Consider the following 21,329-nt stretch of genomic DNA (forward strand, 5'->3'; position numbering starts at 1 on the left):
CCCAAAAAAGTTGGCCGACCAAGGAATGGGCTACAGTGCTCCCCGGTTGGATTGATTGGCCGACCACATAATCCACTCATCGGGAGTTACCGTGACCACCGCGTACGACCCCATCGACCTCTCCGGCACGCAGCTCGCCAACCGCATAGCCATGGCGCCCATGACCCGCAGCCGCGCCGCCGAGGGCGGCCGTCCCACCGGCCTCACCGCCGAGTACTACGCACAGCGCGCCTCGGCCGGCCTCATCGTGACCGAGGGCATCCAGCCGTGCCATGTGGGCCAGGGCTACCCGAACACGCCCGGGCTGCACGACGAGGACCAGGTGGCCGCCTGGCGCGAGGTCACCGACGCCGTGCACGCGGCCGGCGGCAAGATCTTCGCCCAGCTGATGCACACCGGCCGGATCGGCCACCCCGTGCTGCTCCCCGAGGGCCTGCACCCGGTCGGCGTCTCGGCGGTCGCCGCGCAGGGACAGGTGTACACGCACGTGGGCCCCAAGGACTTCGTGACCCCGCGCGAGCTGAGCCACGACGAGGTCCTCGACACCGTCCAGGAGTTCGCGGCGGCCGCGCGCCGCGCGATCGAGGCCGGTTTCGACGGAGTGGAACTGCACGGCGCCAACGGCTACTTGATCCACCAGTTCCTCGCGCCCGGCTCCAACCTGCGCACCGACGACTGGGGCGGCTCCGACGAGAACCGCATCCGCTTCGCCGTGGAGACCGTGAAGGCCGTCGCGGAGGCGATCGGCGCGCACCGCACCGGGCTGCGCGTCTCGCCCGGCAACCCCTTCAACGACATCAGCGAGCCCGACCCCGAGCCCACCTACACCGCGCTGGTCCAGGCCCTGGAGCCGCTCGGCCTCGCGTATCTGCACATCGGCGAGGCCCCCGGGCAGCGTGAGCTGACCCAGCGGCTGCGCAAGCTGTTCTCCGGCACGCTCATCCTCAACCCGGCGACGGACGGCCCCACCGGCCCCGACGACCTGGCCCTCGTCGAGGACGGCACCGCCGACATCGTCGCCTTCGGCCAGCTCTTCCTCGCCAACCCGGACCTCCCGGCCCGGCTGAAGGCGGGCGGCCCGTACAACGAGGCCGACCCCGCGACCTTCTACGGCGGCGACGCGAAGGGCTACACGGACTACCCCTCGCTGTAGTACGGCCGTGGCCGATCGGGACGTGTGAAGGGCCGGGCGGTCGCTCAGGGGGCAGCGACCGCCCGGCCCGGTCAGGGCGACGGCGAGGTCACCGCACGGGCGTGAAGTCCCGTGCGCCGATGAACTCCGGCCGCCGTACCGGCGCCGCGAACGGCTCGACCGCCGCGTTCTCCACGCTGTTGAAGACGATGAAGACGTTGCTGCGCGGGAACGGCGTGATGTTGTCCCCGGAGCCGTGCATGCAGTTGCAGTCGAACCAGGTCGCCGAACCGGCCTTGCCGGTGAACAGCTTGATGCCGTACTCGGAGGCCATGGCCGTCAGCGCCTCGTCGGACGGGGTGCCGGCGTCCTGCATCTGCAGCGACTTCTTGTAGTTGTCCTGCGGGGTGGCCCCCGCACAGCCGAGGAACGTCCGGTGCGACCCCGGCATGATCATGAGGCCGCCGTTGGTGTCGTAGTTCTCGGTCAGGGCGATCGAGACGGACACCGTCCGCATGTTCGGCAGCCCGTCCTCGGCGTGCCAGGTCTCGAAGTCGGAGTGCCAGTAGAAGCCGGACGCGCCGAAGCCGGGCTTCACATTGATCCGCGACTGGTGGACGTAGACGTCCGAGCCGAGGATCTGCCGGGCCCGCCCGACGACCCGCTCGTCGCGCACGAGTTGCGCGAACAGCTCGCTGATCCGGTGTACCTCGAAGACCGAGCGGATCTCCTGCGACTTCGGCTCGACGATCGAGCGCTCGTCGGCGCGGATCGCCGGGTCGGCGACGAGCCGCTCCAGCTCCGCCCGGTAGACGGCGACCTCGTCCGGGGCGATGAGCTCCTCGACGGCGAGGAAGCCGTCACGCTCGTACGCCTGGAGATCGGCCAGGGAGACGGGGCCGGGCGTGCCGGGGGAGCCCCAGACGACCGGGTCCTGGCGGGGGACGGACACCTCGGTGGCCGCGCGGCTCGGGTAGAGGTCGGTGATGTCGGTCATGGTGGTCACGATGGTTCAGACCTCCTCGGTGAGCAGGGGGTAGACGCCGTTCTCGTCGTGGTCCTCCCGTCCCGTGACGGGCGGGTTGAAGACGCAGAGGCAGCGAAAGTCCTCCTTGACGCGCAGCGTGTGCCGCTCATGGCCGTCGAGGAGGTACATGGTTCCGGGCGTGATCGTGTAACTCCGCCCGGTCTCCTGGTCGGTGAGCTCGGCCTCGCCCTCGACGCACACGACGGCCTCGACGTGGTTCGCGTACCACATCGACGTCTCCGTACCGGCGTACAGGACGGTCTCGTGGAGCGAGAACCCGACCCGTTCCCGGGCCAGGACGATCCGCTTGCTCTCCCAGGTGCCGGACGCCGACTTCACATGCCGGTCGGTTCCTTCGATGTCCTTGAACGAACGGACGATCACGGTTTCGCGATGCCTCCTAGATAGGTGTTTCCGGTGGTCGACTGTGGTCTCAGACGGTCTCCCGCACGGCCCGGGCGAGGACGCGCAGACCCTCGTCCAGCTCCTCCGGGGTGATGGTGAGGGCCGGCAGCAGCTTGACGACCTCGCTCTCCGGGCCCGACGTCTCGATCAGCAGGCCGAGTTCGAAGGCCCGCTGGGCCACCCGCCCCGCGCGCGCCTTCTCGTGGAACTCGATGCCCCACACCAGGCCGCGCCCGCGGTACTCCTTCACATCGGCGAGGTTCTCCTCGGTGATCGAGATCAGGGCCTGCTCGACCTGCTCACCGCGCTTGCGGGTCTGCTTCTCCATGACGGAGCCGTCCGCCCAGTACGTCTCCAGGGCGGCCGTCGCCGTCACGAACGCGGGGTTGTTGCCGCGGAAGGTGCCGTTGTGCTCGCCCGGCTCCCAGATGTCCAGCTCCGGCTTGAACAGGCACAGCGACATCGGCAGGCCGTAGCCGCTGATGGACTTGGAGACGGTGACGATGTCGGGCGTGATGCCCGCCTCCTCGAACGAGAAGAAGGCGCCCGTGCGGCCGCAGCCCATCTGGATGTCGTCGACGATGAGCAGCATGTCCTGCCGCTCGCACAGCTCGGCGAGCGCCCGCAGCCACTCGGGGCGGGCGACGTTGATGCCGCCCTCGCCCTGCACGGTCTCCACGATCACGGCGGCGGGCTTGTTCAGCCCGGAGCCCTGGTCCTCCAGGAGTCGCTCGAACCACAGGAAGTCCTCGACCGCGCCGTCGAAGTAGTTGTCGAACGGCATGGGCGTGCCGTGCACCAGCGGGATGCCGGCCCCGGCCCGCTTGAAGGCGTTCCCGGTGACGGCGAGCGAGCCGAGCGACATGCCGTGGAAGGCGTTGGTGAACGACACGATGGCCTCGCGCCCCTTCACCTTCCGGGCCAGCTTCAGCGCCGACTCCACCGCGTTGGTGCCGGTCGGCCCCGGGAACATGACCTTGTACGGCAGGTCGCGCGGCCGCAGCACGAGGTTCTGGAAGGACTCCAGGAACGCCCGCTTCGCCGTCGTCGACATGTCGAGGCCGTGGGTGACGCCGTCCCGCTCCAGATAGTCGATCAGAGCGCGTTTGAGTACCGGGTTGTTGTGGCCGTAGTTGAGTGAACCGGCGCCCGCGAAGAAGTCCAGGTACGTGTGGCCGTCCTCGTCGAACATGCGGCTGCCCTGCGCGCGGTCGAAGACGGTGGGCCAGCCGCGGCAGTAGCTGCGCACCTCGGACTCCAGGGTCTCGAAGACGCTCAGGTCGGGCTGGGTGATGGTCACGTCGAATCGCTCCTCGATGCGTGGGGGGAGGGGAGGGAGGGGGAGGGGAAGTGTGTGGGGGTGAGGGAGGGCTCAGGGGGACAGCGGGCCGATGCGGTGGAGCACCTCGGGCTGGTGCGGACCGTCCGGGAAGTCACCCGCCTCGAACAGGACCGTGCGCTCGACACTCGCGCCATGACGTTCGGCGTACGCGGCGAACAGGCGCTCGGACGCGGTGTTCCCCGGCGTGATGGTGGTCTCGACGGCGGTCAGGGGGTGCCGTCGCGCGACCCGTGCGGTGAGCCCGTCCAGCAGCGCGGCCGCGAGCCCGAGCCCCCGGTGCGCCTCGTCGACGGCCACCTGCCACACGAGCAGGGTGTCCGGCCGCTCCGGGCGCACGTACCCGGTCACGAACCCGACCGGCTCCCCGGTCTCGTTCCGCGCCACCGCCGAGGTGTCCGCGAAGTCCCGGCACCACAGCAGATAGCTGTACGAGGAGTTCAGGTCCAGGGCTCCGGAGTCCCCGGCGATACGCCACAGCGCCGCGCCGTCCGCCACGTCCGGGCGGTCGATCCGAATCCCTTCCACGATTTCCGTCAGTGGTTCTGCTTGTGCGGCAGTCATGGGGCTTGAATTTACCGAGGGGAATTTCGAATTGCATCGCCGCGCGGGGTTACGCATGGGCCGCCCACGTGTTATCACGCGGGCGTGAGAGGCCCAGCGAGACATGGTCGATGTGGGGGTGTTTGACCGTAAATTACCGAACAAAAGGGGCGCGTTGTGGAGTCGGTCACACGCGCGTAACCCTCACGAGATCTGCTCGAATTAGCCCCGTCAGTGTTCGCGAAACCTTTGCGTTTAGGCGAGGGGAGAGCGGGCAGAAGAATACGGGGTTCTGCCCTGCGAATTCCATGTGAATTCCTACCGGAAAAACTTCCCACAATTCCCCCGGCGGAGCCGTTCCGTTCCGCTACGCCCAGGCCTGAGCCGCCGCCCGCCGGGCCCCCTCCAGGTCCACCCCCACCCCGAACTCCGCCAGCGCCGCCCCCAGCCCCGCGAGGCTCGAGTGCACGACGCCCGGGGTCGCGTCGGGGCCGTAGTGGTTCACGCGGACCATCTCCGCGGCGAGGGCGCCGCCGCCCGCGGCCAGCGGCAGGGCGGGGTCCGCGGCGAGCGCCTTGGCGACCAGCTCCGACGCGTCGACCCCGGCGGGCACCCGCAGGGTCGTGGCGACCGGCGCCGCGTCGGCCGCCGCGTGGACGTACGGCTCCAGGCCGCCGCCCAGGGCGAAGGTGCCCGCGCGGGTCGCCGCGGCGGCGCGCGCGTGACGGGACATCACCGCGTCCAGGCCCTCCCCCTCGATGCGCTCCAGGCAGGCCTCCAACGCGAGCATCTCCAGCTGCGCGGGCGCGTGGAGAAGGGCGCGGCGGCCACCGTCGATCCAGCGCTCCTTCCAGTCAAGGAGCGAGAGGTAGGAACTCCTGGGCGCCCGCGGGTTGGCTGCCATCCGCGCCCACGCCCGCTCGCTCACGGAGATCGCCGACACCCCGGCCGGCCCGCCCATCGCCTTCTGCGCCCCGATGACGCACAGGTCGACACCCCACGCGTCGGGCAGCACCGGCTCGGCGCCCACGGAGGCGACCGCGTCCAGGTAGAAGAGCGCCCCCTGCTCGCGGACCACCTCGCCGATCTCCGCCACGGGGTTCGTGTTGCCGGTCGCCGCCTCCGCGTGGACCAGTGAGACGAAGTCGATCGCCGGGTGCTCGGCGAAGGCGTCCCGGATCCGCTCGGCCGTGACCGCCGTGTGGAAGGGGACGGCCAGGTCGATCACGGTCGCGCCGCAGTCCCGCAGCCAGTTCCCGAATGTCTGCCCGTACGGACCGGTGATCACGTTCAGCGCGGTCGTACCGGGCCCGGCGGCCCCGCGAATCGCCCCCTCCAGCGGCAGCAGCGCCTCGCCCTGTGTGATCACGACGTCCTGCTCCGTGGCGAGCAGCCGGCCCACCCGGTCCTCGATCGACGCGAAGTGCGCCGCACTCAACGGGGCCAGATCCAGAAACGGGTGCGTCACGGGGTGCTCTCTTCGCTCACGGGGTAGATGGTGTCGAGGGTACCGACGGCCCCGGCTCGCCCCTCGACGACGACATCTGAGGCCGAACGGCCCAGTAGCCATCGGTTTGGTTTGAGGAAGTCAAAGATCTCCTTATAATCGGATGTCTGTGTTCCCTGTCTTCTCCGTCTTCTCTGTGTTCCCCGCAGTTCCCTCATAGGAGGTCTCCCCGTGAACTCGGTCCTCGGACGCCGGACCCGCATCCTGGCCGCCACCACCGCGACGGCCGGGCTGCTGCTCGTGGCCGGCTGTTCCTCGGACGGCGACGGCGGCAGCGGCGGCACCAAGACCGCGGCCGGCGGGGTGGAGCTGGTGAAGGGCGGTCAGCTGACGACCTGCACCCACCTGCCGTACCCGCCGTTCCAGTCGGAGATCGACGGCAAGGTGCAGGGCTTCGACGTGTCGCTGATCGACCTCGTCGCCGAGGACCTGGGCGTCAAGCAGGAGATCCTGGACACGCCGTTCGAGAACTTCAAGACGGGTGCCTTCCTGAACTCCGGCGAGTGCGACCTCGCCGCGGCCGGTATGACGATCACCGACGAGCGCAAGAAGAACGTCGACTTCTCCGACCCGTACTTCGAGGCCACCCAGGCCGTCCTCGCCGCCAAGAAGGCCGACATCGGCTCCTTCGCGGACCTCAAGGGCGACGAGGACTTCAAGGTCGGCACCCAGGCGCAGACCACCGGTGAGGACTACGCCAAGAGCCAGGGCCTCGACCCGGTCTCCTTCGAGTCCTCCGACGCCGTCCTCAACGGCCTGCGCGCCGGCCAGGTCGACGCCGTCGTCATCGACTACCCGGTCGTCCAGGGCTGGCTGAAGGACCCGGTGCTCGCCGACGCCTTCGAGGTCGCCGAGCAGGTCAACACCGGTGAGGAGTACGGCTTCACGGTCAAGAAGGGCAACACCAAGCTCCTCGCCGCCGTCAACAAGGCGCTCGCCGACGCCAAGTCCGACGGCACGTACAAGAAGCTGTACGAGCAGTGGATCGGCCCGTACGACGAGAGCGCCGCCACCGCCTCCCCGTCCGCCTCATGAGCGTGACCGACACGGACACACCGCTCCAGCCGAAGAAGAAGGGGCTGAGCCGGACCCAGAAGCGCACCCTCTCCCGGGGCGCGCAGTACGCGGTGTTCGTCGCGGCGGTCATCGCCTTCGCGGTGTCCGCCGACTGGGACCAGCTCAAGAACCAGTTCGCCCAGTGGGACATCGCCGAGCGGATGTTCCCCGACGTCATCACGCTGGCGCTCAAGAACACCGTGCTGTACACGCTGTCCGGCTTCGCGTTCGGCCTCGTCCTCGGCATGGTCATCGCGCTGATGCGGCTGTCGTCGGTGGGCCCGTACCGCTGGTTCGCCGGTGTGTACATCGAGATCTTCCGGGGCCTGCCCGCCCTGCTGATCTTCATCTTCATCGGTGTCGCCGTGCCGCTGGCCTTCCCCGGCACGGAGATCCCCGGCGGCACGTACGGCAAGGTCGCCCTCGCGCTGGGCCTGGTGGCGGCGGCGTACATGGCGGAGACGATCCGCGCGGGCATCCAGGCCGTCCCCAAGGGCCAGCTGGAAGCGGCCCGTTCCCTGGGCTTCTCACCGGCGAAGGCGATGATCTCGATCATCATCCCGCAGGCGTTCCGGATCATCCTCCCGCCGCTCACCAACGAACTGGTCCTCCTCTTCAAGGACTCCTCTCTCGTCCTGTTCCTCGGCGTCACCCTGGAGGAGCGCGAACTGTCCAAGTACGGCCGCGACCTGGCCAGCACCACCGCCAACTCCACGCCGATCCTGGTCGCCGGCCTGTGCTACCTGCTGGTGACCATCCCGCTCGGCTTCGTCGTGCGCCGGATGGAGGCGAAGGCCCAGGAGGCCGTGAAATGAGCGAGAAAACCCTGGGCGGGAAGTCCCTCGGCGGACGCCCGGAGATCCAAGTACGCGGCCTGTACAAGGCGTTCGGCGACAACGAGGTGCTGAAGGGCATCGACCTGGAGATCCGGCAGGGCGAGGTGGTGTGCGTCATCGGCCCGTCGGGCTCCGGCAAGTCGACCCTGCTGCGCTGTGTGAACCTCCTGGAGGAGCCCACGAAGGGCCAGGTCTTCGTCGGCGGCACCGAGCTGACGGACCCCGACGTCGACATCGACGCCGTACGCCGCCGGATCGGCATGGTCTTCCAGCAGTTCAACCTCTTCCCGCACCTCACGGTGACCGAGAACCTCACGCTGCCGCAGCGCCGGGTCCTGCGGAGGGACAAGGCGCGGGCCGCCGGGGTCGCCGCCGAGAACCTGGAACGCGTGGGCCTGTCGGAGAAGGCGAACGCCTACCCCGCCTCCCTCTCCGGCGGCCAGCAGCAGCGCGTGGCGATCGCCCGCTCGCTGTCGATGGGCCCCGAGGTCATGCTCTTCGACGAGCCGACGTCGGCGCTGGACCCGGAACTGGTGGGCGACGTCCTCGCGGTCATGCGCAGGCTGGCGACCGAAGGCATGACCATGATGGTCGTGACCCACGAGATGACCTTCGCCCGCGAGGTCGCCGACCGCGTCCTCTTCATGGACGGCGGCGTGATCGTCGAGGACGGCCCCCCGGCCCAGGTCATCGGCAGCCCCCGGCACGACCGCACCCGCCACTTCCTCTCCCGCCTCCTCGACCCGGCGATGGCGGAGGTGGAGGAGGAGACGTCGGACCAGGTGGGCAAGGCCGAACAGCCGGGTGGCTAGGGTGCAGTACATGAGCGATGAGCCGGTGCTGCATGTGAAGGGCCGGGTCCTGGTCGGACCTGAGGACGTCCGGGACGAGCTGTGGGTCGTCGACGGACGGATCTCCTACGACCGTCCCGCGACCGCCCCCGACATCCGCACGGTCGAGGGCTGGGCGCTGCCCGGCCTCGTCGACGCCCACTGCCACGTCGGGCTGGGCGTGCACGGCCCGGTCGACGCCGACGTGGCGGAGAAGCAGGCCCTGACGGACCGGGACGCGGGGGCCTTGCTGCTCCGGGACGCGGGCTCCCCGTCCGACACCCGCTGGATCGACGACCGCGACGACCTCCCGAAAATCATCCGGGCCGGCCGGCACATCGCGCGCACCCGCCGCTACATCCGGAACTTCGCCCATGAGATCGAGCCGGAGGACCTGGTCGCGTACGTCGCGCGGGAGGCCCGGCGCGGTGACGGCTGGGTGAAGCTGGTGGGGGACTGGATCGACCGCGAGGTGGGCGACCTGACACCGTGCTGGCCGCGTGAGGCGGTCGAGGCGGCGATCACGGAGGCGCACCTGCTGGGCGCCCGGGTGACGGCCCACTGCTTCGCCGAATCGTCCCTCCGCGACCTCGTCGAGGCGGGCATCGACTGCGTCGAGCACGCGACGGGCCTGACGGAGGACCTCATCCCGCTGTTCGCCTCGCGGGGCGTCGCCATCGTCCCCACACTCGTCAACATCGCCACCTTCCCGACCATGGCGGCCGGCGGCGAGGCCAAGTTCCCCCGCTGGTCCGCCCACATGCGCCGCCTCCACGAACGCCGCTACGACACCGTCCGCAACGCCTACGACGCCGGAATCCCCGTCTACGTCGGCACCGACGCGGGCAGCTCCCTCCCGCACGGCCTGGTCGCCGCCGAGGTCGCGGAACTGGTCACCGCCGGCATCCCACCGGTCGAGGCCCTCGCGGCGACCACATGGGGCGCCCGCCGGTGGCTGGGCCGGCCCGGCTTGGACGAGGGAGCCCCCGCAGACCTGGTGGTGTACGAACGGGACCCCCGCACGGATGTGCGCGTGCTGGGGGCCCCGTCGCGGGTGGTGCTGAACGGGCGGGTGGTTGCGTAGAGGAGGCCCTCGACGGACCGCGCTCACCAGGGCGAGCGCCTGCCCGTTCAACCCGTCCAGCAGTACACGCTTTCGTCGGGTTCGCGCTGCTGGTGAATCAGTTCGACGAGTTCCTGCAGAATATTCGCGGCGAGGGGTGGATCGATCTCGATTCCCTCGACTGCTTTCTTGCTCGCCCACCACATCGCGAGCTCGTCGAGCTGAGAACTCGATGCGGAAGAGAGCGAGTTCAGGAGTGCGTCGGACAGCAAGAGCACCACAGGACCGTCATCGCTCTCGGCAACCTCCTCCGGGACGTCATTGTCCAGAAGCTCTGAAAAGGTTTTGCCGGTGAGGTGGGCTTCCCAGTCCAGCAGCGCTTCCTCGGCATCGAAATTTCCGAAAGAAATTATGCGGGTTGATGCGATGGGGCCGGTGTTCAACGTGTCGATCGCATCTTCCCGCGTCGCCACAAAGAACTTGACAATGCTGCTCACGACTCGCCCTTTCGAAGATCTTGCTACGAGAAACGGCTGGGTCGCCCGTCGGGTTCGGGCGACCCAGCCATTATCTTCCCACCGTCACAGCACTACGGTGCGGCGAAGTTGGAATCATTGCCAGAGGATGCCGACTCCCGGACCGAACTTGGGGGCGTAGTCGAACACGTGCTGCCCCCACATACGTTGAGTCGTCAGATCGTACCAGCCGATTCCTGGAACGCTTGTACCGGTATTGACCCAGTCCGGGCCGGGCATACCGCCAGGAGTTGAGAAGAGGTCGCGCAGCGTCGAATCGCCGCCGGCGAGTTCCTTCACCCGGGCATCGAGGATATTTCCCTTGATGGTGTTGGCTCGGCTTGGTTTCCGGGCGATTCTCGCGAGGTCCGCCGGAGAAAACCCGATGGTTCCCGCGTTCCATTCGGAAAGTGCCGTATTCGTGTGGCGGAGCAGGCCCGAAGCGAGCGCATCCGGATTCGCGATGTCGTTTCCGTGCATATCGACGACACGAGCACCGCAATTGTGGACCAGGACCGGTGTGGCCCCTGCCAGCACATGGTACGAGTGCAGGCCCTCAACGCTCAGGTTGTAGACCGTCGCCTGTGCCTTGTGCGCCTTGACGGCCGTGATCTGGACCCAGCTGCCGCTGCCCGTGCTCAGCCACTGACCGCGTTCGAGGTCACCGGCCTCCATCCAGCGGCCCAGGTCCGGCAGCCAGAACGGGTGGCCGTCGGTGGCCGTGATGGTGGAGGTCTCGGCTCCTGCCCGGCCGTCCGTGTCGACCTTGAGGGTGACCAGGTTCTTGGTGCCCTCACCCTTGATGGTGCGGGTCACCGTCCGCGACTGCGTGTCGTCCGTCTCCACGTCGGACGCCGCGACCTTGTCGCCGATCCCGACGTCCTCGATCGGCTTCGTGGTCCCGTCGGCCATCAGGACCTCGGTGCCAGGGACGAAGCTGTTCCCGACGGGGCAGGCGGGCGGCGCCTCCGGGGGCTTCGGTGCCGCCGGAGCCGGGGCGGCTGCCGGGGCCGGCGCCGGGTTGGCCGGGGCCGGGTCCTTCGGGGTTGTCGGGGCGTCCGGGGTGCCGCCTGCCGGTGGTGTGTCCGTCGCCCGCCCCGCGTTCGTCGCGGTGTCCGTCGCGCGCTTCGCGTCGCCCGCCGTATCGATCGCGTCCAACGCCTTGTCGCCGTACCGCGCCGCCTTCGCCGCCGTCGCCCCGTACCCCGCGAACGGGATGGCGGAGGCGCAGGACAGGGCCGCGTCCAGATACTCGCCTTCGGCCGCGTACCAGCCGCAGTTGGCCAGGTCCGCGACCTCGCCCACGACCGGGATCAGGCCGACCACGTCCAGTGCGGCGTGGCCGATGTCCGACCACGACAGGCCGAACAGGTGGCCGTCGATCTCGATGAAGGAGATCGGGTTGCCGCCGGCGAAGGCGTAGCGGTTGCCGGTGAAGGGGTCGGTGGTCAGGCCCATGTCGGCCAGGGCGCCGCCGTACATGTCCCGGGTCAGGAAGCGGTTCAAGCCCGGGTCGTAGGTGCGGAAGCCCATGTCGTACGTGCCGGATGTCGTGTCGTAGCGCTTCGCGTTGAAGCGGTACGAGTTGTAGGGCTCCGCGGCCTCGCCGCCCGCCCCCGGCTTGTCCGCGCCCGTGAACTGGGCCGTGTCGTTCTTGCCGTACGCCGTGTAGCCGTACGTTGTCTTGGTGTTGCCGTCCTTGTCGGTCAGCGCCTCTACGTCGCCGTGCGGGTGGTAGAGGTACTGGGTGGTCTCCGGGGCCTTGTCCTCCTCGTCCTTAATCTGGGTGAGCTTCTGGCCCCAGGAGGCGTACTGGAACGACGTGACGCCCTCGTCGGTCACCTCTTCCTTCAGGGAGTTCGAGGTGATGCCCAGGTACGTGAAGAGCGTCGTCTTCGCGTCGTCCCCGCCGACCGTCTCCTTCACCGTGCGGTCGAAGGCGTCGTACGTCATCCGGGTCGTCCGGGCCGCGTCCCCGGTGCCCGCCCTGATGGACTCCGGACGATCGAAGCCGTCGTAGCGGTACTTCTGGATCGTCTCGCCGCCGAAGGAGACGGTGTCGAGGCGGCCCAGCGGGTCGTAGTTGTACGTGGACGAGGCGCCGTCCGCTGTGGAGGTCAGGAGGCGGTTGCGGTCGTAGCGGTGGGTCGTGGTCGTGTCGTCGACCGTCTGCCAGACCACGTTGCCGGCGGAGTCGTGGCGGTACTCCTCCGTCTTCTCGTCGTCGCCGGTCTTCACGACCTTGGCTATGCGGTCCTGCGGGTCGTACGTGTACGCGTACGTGTTGTCGATCGTGTCGCCGTGGTCGTCGGCGTCCATCAGCTTCAGGACGTCCTCGACCTTGTGGCCGTTGGCGTTGTACTTCAGGTTGTGTTCGGCGACGAGGGTGCCGTCGGACTTCTCAGTGGTCTTCTTTGTTGCTCCGTCCAGGTAGTAGTCGAGCGTCAGGACGTTGCCGTTGGGCTTCGTCTGTGTCTTCAGCTCGCCCCGGGCTGTGTACTCCAGCTTTGTGATCTGCTGGTCACCGGCTGTCGGTGAGGCGGCGTTGGTGATGCGTTCGACCCGGTCCAGCGGGTCGTAGTCCAGCTTGCTCCAGGTCAGGTCGTGGGTCGTCGTCAGCGTGTTGCCGTTGGCGTCGTACGTCAGGGCCGTCGTGTTGCGGACGCTGTCCCCGTCGTGCTCCTTCACCTCGCTGAGCTGGTTGAGTTCGTCGTAGGCCAGGGTGTAGCGGTCGGTCTCGACCCCGGGGCTGTTGTCGACGATCTCGATCTGGTTGCCGTTGGCGTCGTATCGGTAGGAGAAGTCCTTCTTCTCGTTGTCGGTGTCGCCCTCGTAGTCGCGGACCAGCCGGACCGCGTCCGCGACCACCGTGCCGGTCGCCTTGTCGGTGAGGGTGATGGCCTGGCCGGTGTCCTCGGTGAAGGCGTACTTGCCCAAGGAGCGCCACTCACCAGGGAGTTCGGTCTGGTCCAGGGTTTTGGTCTCGGTGCCTTCCTTGTGCTTGATCTCGTAGGTGGCGTCCTTCGCCGCCCCGTCGACCTTCGGGTACTGGACGTAGACCGTGTAGTCCCCGGACTGGGGGATGGTCAGCTGCCAGACGAAGCGGTCCTCGCCCGAGCCGGCCGCGTGGGTCTGCGCGTTGTAGCCGTACGAGCCCTCGGCGGCGACCTCCGCCCAAGGGCCCTGAGTCGCCGTGTTGTTGATGTCCGAGTTGTCGACGAGCGCGACCTGGAGGCCGACCGGGACTCCGTCGTCCGAGCGGGACTTGAGGGCGCCGCTCGGGTAGAAGGCGGAGTCGAGGGTGCGGGAGACCGAACCGCCCGCGCTGGTCAGGGTGTTCTGGATCTGCTGGCCCAGGTCGTTGTACTTGTAGGTGTTCTTGATGTCGAAGGCGTCCGTGGACGTCTTGATCCAGCCGGTGTCGAAGTAGGTGTACTCCGTCTCGTTGCGGACGCTCTGGCCCTCGGACGGCGGGGCACTGACCTTCTTCACGCGGCTCAGCGCGTCGTACTCGTACGTCGTCCGGTCCGGCGTGTTGTACCGGCCGTCGTCCGGGTCGTAGGGGCTCAGGGTCTCCTTGACGCGGTTCAGCTCGTCGTAGACGGTCTCGGCGGCGAAGTCCTTGTCGTCGCCGCCGGTCTCCATGCCGCGCGGGGTGATGACGCGGGTCTGGTTGCCGACCTCGTCGTACTCGAAGCGCGTCTTGCGGATGACCGCGTCGTCGCCCTCCCCGTCGTGCGGGACGTGCGCCTCGACGAGAGCTCCGCGCGGGTCCAGGACCAGCTCGGTGCGGTTGCCGTCGGCGTCGGTGGTGGCGACGGTCAGACCGTCCCAGTCGTAGGTGCTGGTCGTCGACTTGCCGGCCGCGTCGGTGGTCTCGAGGAGCCGGTGGTCGAGGTCGTAGCGGAACCTGCTGGTGTAGTCGTCGGGGTCCTCGGTCTCGTTCTTGCGGGCATCGACGACCTTCACCAGGTCACCGACGTCGTTGTAGACGGCGCTCGCCCGGTTGCCCGCCGCGTTGACCGCCTCGATCGGCTGGTAGACCTCGTCGTACTTGGTCGTCGAGGTGAAGTCGCCGGGCTTCTCGGTCAGGTTGCCCTTCGGCTCCGTCGAGGTGAGCTGGTTGCCGACCTTGTCGTAGGTGAAGGTCGAGACACGCTCCGGGGAGCCCTCCTCGTCGCCCGGCTGGACGGACTTCAGCAGCTGGTCGGCGGCGTCGAACTCGCTGCTGCTCGACACCCCGTTGGGGGCGGTGAAGACGAGCGTGTTGTCGTTCCTGTCGTACTCGGGCGCGGGCGTGACGATGAACTCGCCGGCCTGCTGGTCCTTCGGCCTGCGGTTCTCCAGCGGACGCGCGAACACGTCGTACGTCTGCGTGGTCGTCGCCCCGTCGGCCTCCTCGACCTGGGTGACGTTGCCGCGCACGTCGTACGTCGTCACCGTGCGGTTGCCGAGGGCGTCCTCGATCACCCGGGGATAGCCGGAGGGGTCGTAGTCCTCGAACGTCGTGGTGTGCTCGTTCGCGTCGGTGGCGGAGATGAGCCGGCCCCGCGCGTCATAGGCGTTGACGGAGGTGTAGTCGCCCTCGGGTTCGCTCCGCACACCCTTGGGGTCGGTGACCGAGATCATGTTGCCGCGCGCGTCGTAGCCGAACTGCCAGGTGCGGCCCTCCGGAGAGACGCGGCGCACCAGGTCGGCGATGTAGCCGTTCTCGCCGGTCGCGTAGGTCAGCGTGGCGGCGGGCCGGTCGTTCTTGACGCTCTCGGCGTCCCGTACCTGAAGCGGGTAACCCGTCTTGGGGTCGTACTTCCAGGTGCGGGCGGCGCCGTTGTTCTCCTCCAGACGCGTGACGTTGTTGTCCGCGTCCCAACCCAGCTTCGTGGTCCGCTTCTTGGCGTCGGTGAGCTTCACCGGGCGGCCGTAGCCGTCCATCCGCTGGGTGGCCGGGTTGCCCTCGGCGTCCGTGACGACCGTCTCGGTGCCCTTGCCGTCATGGCCGTCGGGGTCCTTGTAGCGGTACCCGGTCACGCCCTTGAGCCGGTCCGTGATCGCCTTCGTGTACCCCAGGTAGTGCAGCTGGTCCTTCTCGTCGTGCGGGCCGACATAGTCCAGCTTGCTGGCGTTCCCCTCCGGGTCGGTGACCGCGACCAGCTTCAGGCCGGGGTGGTCGAACTCCTTGCCGTAGTCGAACACGAAGACCTTGCGGAGCTTCTCGGCGGCGTTCGCACCGTCCGTCAGCCGGGCCAGCATCCCCTTCTCGGTGAACGTGAAGTCGATCCGCCGGCCCGAGACATCGGTGACGGAGCGGACCTTGCCGATGATGAACGGGTTGAGGAGATGCTTGCCCTCACGGACCTCGCCGTCCTTGTCGACGTAGGTGTACGCCTCGCCCTTCTCCCAGTAGTCGACGGTGAGCGTGCGCCGCCCCTCGGCGTCGGTGACGTACTTCAGCAGCTTCGACGGGTGCCCGAGCAGCCGCTCCTCGTACGTGAACTCCATCCGGTTGCCGTTCTTGTCCACCTGGGCGCTCGGATAGCCCTGGCAGTCGAAGAGGAACCGGGTGCGGTCCGGGCGCAGGAACTCCCAGGCCTCCCGCTGATGGGGATGGAGCAGGCAGTCCTTCTCCAACTGCTTGACGCGGAAGTGGACCCCGGCGGGGGAGTCCCACTCGCCCTTCTTGTTCTTGCTGAAGACATGGCTGGTGCCGTCGCCGTCGGTCAGCGTGATCTGCTTGGGCAGCAGCGCGGCCGGGTGGAAGTCCAGCGGCGTGCCGAGCCGGACCGGCGAGGAGGCCTGCAGCGACCAGCCGAAACCGGCCGGAGTGCTGGACGCGTCCTGCGAGTTGTAGGCCAGCCGCAGGAAGGTCGAGAAGCCCAGCGACGGGTTCGAGAAGGAGTTGTACGACCACACGGCGTTGCCGGCGTGAAGATTGCTCATCAGCGCCGAACCCGCACCGGTGTTCTTCCCGGCGTACGAGTAGAAGTCCTCAAGGCCGAGTTGGTCGGAGGTCGGGTACTCGGCGGTGACCGCGTGCTTCGACGGCGGCACCCCGTCCGTCTCGGACAGCCAGTCGCCGGTGGCCTTCTCCCGCAGGTCCCACTCCAGGCCGAAGGTCAGCCGCTTGTCGAGCGGGTCGACGAGGACCGGCGCCTTCAACTCCGCGTCGAAGGTGACGGTTTCGCCGGGCGCCACGTCCTTCGGCAGCGGCGTCGCGTCCTTGTTGAGGAGGTTGGTGACGTCCTTGCCGTCCAGCGTCCAGCGGTACGACAGGACGCGCTCGCCCTTCTTCCACACCGCATCGGTGGTGTTGGTGAGCGTCGCCTCGACGGTGGCCTTCTCGCCGGGGATCATCCGCGCCGGCGTGTACGGCAGGAAGTAGGTCTCGCCCTCGGGGGCGGCGAGCAGCTTCCCGCCCTCGGCCATCTTGCCCACGGCGGGCAGTTCGACCGTGCGCGCCGGGCCGGCCAGCAGCGTGCCCTGCTGGGTGCGGACGACGATCCGGTAGTGGTACGTGCGGCCCTCACCGGCGTCGTCGAGCGCCGGGGGCGCGGTGCGGTCGGCGAAGGTCCGGGTGCCGCGGTCGACGGGAGCGACCAGGGTCTCGTCGGTGGGGGTGAAGTCCTTCTTCGTGGAGCGGTGGACCTCGTACTCCCGCAGGCCCTTGCCCCGGTACGCGCTCCAGGTGAGGTCGGCGCCGGTGGCGTGCGTGGTGCGGGGGGCCGCGATACGGACGCCGTCGGCGTCGCCCGTGATGCCCCGATGGGTGAGGGAGGCGGAGCCCCGGGAGCGGTCGAGGCCGATCCGGGGCGGCTTGTACTCGTCGCCCCGGTCGGCCTCGTCACTGTCCTCGTCGTCACCGAAGAGGCGGTCCAGGAAGCCTGGGTCGTCCTTGTCCTCGGCGAGTTCGCTGGCGGGTCTCCAGCCGTCGCGGGGATCGCTGGTGTCGGCTTCGACCGCGGCCGCGGGTCTCGCCTCGCTGGTTCTGGCGGGGGTGGCGGGCGCGTTGCCGATGATCAGGGCCGTCGCCACGGCGCCGACCAGGGCGGCACGGAGGCGGAAACGGCGAAGACGGAGGCGGCGGAGTCGGATACGGACGCGGGTGTGGTCTAAGGCTGCCATGAAGGGCTCCTTGTCCCCCGTGGGCACAGGGGTCGCACAGGAATCGCCGGGCGCATCTGTGTACCAAGACCCCCCAACAGCGCGTCAATGGGCATGTCAAATGGAAGGGCGAGTTTCGGACTGCGAACGATGCGGAGAAGTCCTGTACAGATGTGTGAGGCGCTGTGAAGCCGCAGGAGCAGGACGACCGGAATCGGTCACGAGACCAACACCCGTTGTGTGTCAGGAGTGTTGACCGGCTGATGAAAACGTTTTAACTTCCCCTCACTCCGACTACGAGACGTGAGGGGGACCCGTGGGCGTGGTACTACGGGAACGCACAGGTAATGAGGGAGTTGAACCGGCGCATCGTCGAGCGGACGGCGCGCCACCGCAACGAAAAGGTTTTCAGAGTCGGACGCGAAACCGGAGTTCCCTGGCACTCCTGCTGCTCATGCTCCCCGGCCTGGCCTACTTCCTGCTGTTCCACTACGGCGCGCTGGCCGGCAACCTCATCGCGTTCAAGGAGTACGTGCCGTTCGACGGCATCTGGGGCAGTCCCTGGGTCGGCACCGGCAACTTCCGACGGATGTTCGAGGACGGGGCGTTCTGGGCGGCCGTCCTCAACACGCTCTGGATCGCCGTCCTCCAGATCGTCTTCTACTTCCCGGTGCCGCTCGCCCTCGCCCTGCTGCTGCACAGCCTCACCCGGAGCAGCGTCCGCCGCTTCGTGCAGTCGGTGGCGTATCTGCCGCACTTCATCTCCTGGGTGATCGTCGTCGCCCTGTTCCAGCAGCTGCTCGGCGACACCGGACTGCTCAACTCCTCGCTGGACGGCATGGGGTTGAGCACCGTCGACATCATCGGCAACCCGGACGCCTTCCGGCCGCTCACCGTCGCCCAGGTCATCTGGAAGGACGCCGGCTGGGGCACGATCATCTTCCTCGCCGCCCTCGCCCAGGTCGACGAGCAGCAGTACGAGGCCGCCGCGATCGACGGGGCGGGCCCCTGGCGCCGCTTCTGGCACGTCACCCTGCCCGCCATCCGCCCGGTGATCGTGCTGCTGCTCATCATGCGGCTCGGCGACATCCTCTCCGTCGGCTTCGAGCAGATGCTGCTCCAGCGCGACGCGGTCGGCCCGGAGGCCGCCGAGATCATCGACACCTTCGTCTACTACCAGGGCATCGTCGGCGGCGACTACGGATTCGCCGCCGCCGCGGGCCTGTTCAAGGGCGTCATCGGCGCCCTTCTCGTCTACGCCGCCAACAAGGTCGCCCACCGCCTCGGCGAACAGGGGGTCTACAAGTGAGCGCCCACCCCGGGCCGGTCCGGCCCGCTCGACCCCTCCGGGAGACCCGACACGCCCGCCCCGGCTGGCTGGAGAAGCCGAAGCCCGTCACCCAGGCGGCCAAGGCCCTGGCCCTCGTGGCCGTCGTCCTGCTGGTGTGCGTGCCGTTCCTCGTCATCGTGTCCACGTCCCTGGCCTCGACGGACGAGGTCGTGGCCAACGGCGGCTGGGTGCTGTGGCCGACCGAGCCGAGCCTGGACGCGTACCGCGACATCCTCGACGGCGGGATCGTCACCCACGCCCTCGGCGTCAGCGCCGGAGTCACCCTCGTGGGCACCCTGCTCAGCCTCGCCTGCACGGTGACCCTCGCCTACGCGCTCTCCCGCCCCGGCGTCTTCGGCGGCAAGCCGGTGCTGCTGCTCATCCTGTTCACCTTCCTCTTCCCGCCCGGCATGATCCCGAGCTTCCTGCTGGTCAAGGAGCTGGGCCTGCTGGACAGTTACGCCTCGCTGGTCCTGCCCGTCCTCGTGAACGTCTTCAACCTGGTCGTCCTGCGCGGCTTCTTCCAGGGCATCCCCGAGGAGCTGTACGAGGCCGCGCGGCTCGACGGGGCGGGGGACTGGCGGGTGCTCTTCTCGGTCGTACTGCCCCTGTCCAAGGCCGCGCTCGCCGTCGTCGGACTGTTCTACGCGGTGGGGTACTGGAACTCCTGGTTCTACGCCTCGCTGTACCTGGAGAGCGACCACTGGCCCCTCCAACAGGTCCTCCGCACCTATGTGGTGGCCGGCTCGGGCCTCACCGACGCGACGACCGGCGAGGCCACCGTCACCGCGCCGCAGACCGTGCAGATGGCGGTCCTGGTGATCGCCACCGTACCGATCCTGCTCGTCTACCCGTTCCTGCAGAAGTACTTCACGAAGGGCGTGCTCACCGGCGCCATCAAGAGCTGACACCAGCCGACACGAGCCGACACGAGGTGATCCACCCATGCCCCGCATGTCCCGCCGCACCCTGCTCCGCTCCATGGCCGTCGGCGGCGCCGCAGCCGCCGCCCCCTCCCTGCTGACCGCCTGCTCCACCGGCTCGGGCGACAGCGACGTCTCCAGCGCCGGCAAGAAGCTCGCGCCCTGGCCGACGTACGCTCCCGCGCGCGGCCCGAAGCCCGACCTCGCGCCCACCGAGGCCGGCGTCCAGGCGGGCTACACCGCCTACCCCGCCGACCTGGCCAAGTCGGTCTCCCGCACGCCGGGCGACGGCTCCACGGTCAAGGTCATGTCGGTGTCGTTCGGTACGCCGCCCAAGCCCGCCTCGGCCAATCGGTTCTGGGCGGCGGTGGAGAAGGCCCTCGGGGTGAAGATCGAGTACACGATCATCTCCCAGGCCGACTACCAGAAGAAGATGGCGACGGTGATGGCGGGCGACGCCGACACCCTGCCGGACATCATGAACATCTTCTCCGGCTTCGTCTTGCCCCGCGAGCCCGAGTTCGTACGGCGCCGGGCCGAGGACCTGACCCCGTTCCTCTCCGGGAACGCGATCGCCGACTACCCGAACCTCGCGAACATCCCCACCCACGCCTGGCGCGACATGGGCCGCATCGGCGGCCTCATCTACGGCATCCCGCTGGAGCGCCCGCTGCCCGGCTCCACGCTCTGGCTCAACCAGGGCATGTTCACCGACGCCGGCATGAAGGAGGGGTGGACCGCCGACGACTTCGCGGCCGTCGCCAAGCGCGCCACCGGTGGCCGCACCTACGCCCTCGGCGCCGCCGCGGCCTCCAACTTCGGCAACGCCTTCCACGGCGCCGCCCACAACGCACCCCAGGAGTGGGCCGTCACCAAGGACGGCACCTTCCAGCCGGCCTGGGCCGACGAACGCTACAAGGCGGCGATCGCCTTCCAGACCCGGCTGCGCGAGGACGGCTCGTACCACCCCGACGCCACGTCCGTCTCCCAGATCGACCTGACCACCCTGTACTACAACGGCACGGTCGGCTCCATGCAGGACGGCTTCGGCGCGTACCTCCCCAAGTACCGCGAGAGCAAAGGCAAGTTGACCCCGGCGGCGGCCCTCCCGTACAGCGTCGGCGGTGAGCCCGGTGGCATCAACGCCGCCCGCCGCTCCTTCGGCTACACCGTGCTGAAGAAGGCCAAGAAGGAACGGATCGAGCTGCTGCTGCGCATCCTCGACTACCTCGCCGCCCCCTTCGGCAGCGAGGAGTGGGAACTCGTCCACTACGGCGTCGAGGGCACCCACTTCACCCGTGGCGCGGACGGCTCCCCGCAGGCCACCAAGCTCGGCGAGGTCGAGAACAACACCAACCTGCCGCTGAAGTACCTCGCCGAGGGCCCCCAGGTGCTGTTCGTGCCGGGCATGCCGGACGCCGTACGGGCCCTGCACACCTGGCAGCGGAAGGTCGTGCCGCACGCCATCCGCAACGCCTCCTTCGGTCTCCAGTCCGCCACGAAGAACTCCCAGGGCACCACACTCAAGGCTCTCGTCGACGACACGGTCACCGGCATCATCGCCGGGCGCCTCCCGCTCTCCGAGTGGGACGCGACCGTGAAGAAGTGGCGCCAGCGGGGCGGCGACAGAATGGCCGAGGAGTTCGCGAAGGACCACGCGGCCAACACGTGAGCGCGGCCGGCCGCCGGTCGGCATGGAACGGACTTTCCTGGAAAGGCAGTTGC

General features: G+C 68.7%; 15 protein-coding genes. 8 read left to right on the top strand and 7 right to left on the bottom strand.

Features of this window, described 5'->3' with window-relative positions; genetic code table 11:
- Positions 1–91: 91 nt before the first annotated feature.
- Positions 92–1,153 carry an alkene reductase gene (locus JIX56_RS36085; RefSeq protein WP_257546874.1) on the top strand — a complete coding sequence of 354 codons (1,062 nt, stop codon included), beginning with the start codon at positions 92–94 and terminating at the stop codon, positions 1,151–1,153.
- A gap of 88 nt (positions 1,154–1,241) precedes the next feature.
- Here the strand turns inward: JIX56_RS36085 and thpD are convergent, their stop codons facing one another.
- The 5 genes from thpD to JIX56_RS36110 form a co-directional block, all read right to left on the bottom strand.
- Positions 1,242–2,141 carry an ectoine hydroxylase gene (thpD, locus tag JIX56_RS36090; RefSeq protein ID WP_257551310.1) on the bottom strand — a complete coding sequence of 300 codons (900 nt, stop codon included), beginning with the start codon at positions 2,139–2,141 and terminating at the stop codon, positions 1,242–1,244.
- A gap of 3 nt (positions 2,142–2,144) precedes the next feature.
- Positions 2,145–2,543, bottom strand: a complete 399-nt coding sequence (locus JIX56_RS36095; RefSeq protein ID WP_257546876.1) for an ectoine synthase — start codon at positions 2,541–2,543, stop codon at positions 2,145–2,147.
- A 49-nt stretch (positions 2,544–2,592) separates the two neighbouring features.
- The gene (ectB, locus tag JIX56_RS36100; RefSeq protein ID WP_257546878.1) at positions 2,593–3,864 is read right to left on the bottom strand and encodes a diaminobutyrate--2-oxoglutarate transaminase; all 1,272 of its coding nucleotides are present in this window, start codon (positions 3,862–3,864) and stop codon (positions 2,593–2,595) included.
- A gap of 72 nt (positions 3,865–3,936) precedes the next feature.
- On the bottom strand, positions 3,937–4,467 hold the full coding sequence (gene ectA, locus JIX56_RS36105) for a diaminobutyrate acetyltransferase (protein ID WP_257546879.1): 531 nt from the start codon (positions 4,465–4,467) through the stop codon (positions 3,937–3,939).
- A gap of 346 nt (positions 4,468–4,813) precedes the next feature.
- On the bottom strand, positions 4,814–5,914 hold the full coding sequence (locus JIX56_RS36110) for a pyridoxal-phosphate-dependent aminotransferase family protein (RefSeq protein WP_257546881.1): 1,101 nt from the start codon (positions 5,912–5,914) through the stop codon (positions 4,814–4,816).
- Positions 5,915–6,124: 210 nt separating this feature from the next.
- Between JIX56_RS36110 and JIX56_RS36115 the strand changes: the two genes are divergently transcribed.
- The 4 genes from JIX56_RS36115 to JIX56_RS36130 are packed head-to-tail and all read left to right on the top strand — an operon-like array spanning position 6,125 to position 9,759.
- Entirely contained in the window at positions 6,125–6,988 is an 864-nt protein-coding gene (locus tag JIX56_RS36115; protein WP_257546883.1) for a transporter substrate-binding domain-containing protein, read from the top strand.
- Positions 6,985–7,824 carry an amino acid ABC transporter permease gene (locus JIX56_RS36120; protein WP_257546884.1) on the top strand — a complete coding sequence of 280 codons (840 nt, stop codon included), beginning with the start codon at positions 6,985–6,987 and terminating at the stop codon, positions 7,822–7,824. The genes JIX56_RS36115 and JIX56_RS36120 overlap by 4 nt, the downstream gene beginning before the upstream one ends.
- A complete protein-coding gene (locus JIX56_RS36125; RefSeq protein WP_257546886.1) occupies positions 7,821–8,657 on the top strand; it encodes an amino acid ABC transporter ATP-binding protein in 837 nt (278 codons plus the stop codon). Before JIX56_RS36120 ends, JIX56_RS36125 begins: the two co-directional genes overlap by 4 nt.
- A gap of 10 nt (positions 8,658–8,667) precedes the next feature.
- Positions 8,668–9,759 (top strand): amidohydrolase family protein, encoded by a 1,092-nt coding sequence (locus JIX56_RS36130; RefSeq protein ID WP_257546888.1) that lies wholly within the window; start codon positions 8,668–8,670, stop codon positions 9,757–9,759.
- Positions 9,760–9,806: 47 nt separating this feature from the next.
- Here the strand turns inward: JIX56_RS36130 and JIX56_RS36135 are convergent, their stop codons facing one another.
- On the bottom strand, positions 9,807–10,235 hold the full coding sequence (locus JIX56_RS36135) for a hypothetical protein (RefSeq protein WP_257546890.1): 429 nt from the start codon (positions 10,233–10,235) through the stop codon (positions 9,807–9,809).
- A 114-nt stretch (positions 10,236–10,349) separates the two neighbouring features.
- A complete protein-coding gene (locus JIX56_RS36140) occupies positions 10,350–17,372 on the bottom strand; it encodes a golvesin C-terminal-like domain-containing protein (RefSeq protein ID WP_257546891.1) in 7,023 nt (2,340 codons plus the stop codon).
- A 433-nt stretch (positions 17,373–17,805) separates the two neighbouring features.
- Between JIX56_RS36140 and JIX56_RS36145 the strand changes: the two genes are divergently transcribed.
- From JIX56_RS36145 to JIX56_RS36155, 3 genes are all read left to right on the top strand, one after another.
- Positions 17,806–18,660 (top strand): ABC transporter permease, encoded by an 855-nt coding sequence (locus JIX56_RS36145; protein WP_257546892.1) that lies wholly within the window; start codon positions 17,806–17,808, stop codon positions 18,658–18,660.
- 68 nt (positions 18,661–18,728) lie between these two features.
- Positions 18,729–19,589, top strand: coding sequence for a carbohydrate ABC transporter permease (locus tag JIX56_RS36150; protein ID WP_257551312.1), 861 nt, complete (start codon positions 18,729–18,731; stop codon positions 19,587–19,589).
- 37 nt (positions 19,590–19,626) lie between these two features.
- A complete protein-coding gene (locus JIX56_RS36155; protein ID WP_257546893.1) occupies positions 19,627–21,276 on the top strand; it encodes an extracellular solute-binding protein in 1,650 nt (549 codons plus the stop codon).
- The last annotated feature ends 53 nt before the right edge of the window (positions 21,277–21,329 follow it).

The sequence above is a fragment of the Streptomyces sp. CA-210063 genome, from assembly GCF_024612015.1.
Lineage (GTDB): Bacteria > Actinomycetota > Actinomycetes > Streptomycetales > Streptomycetaceae > Streptomyces.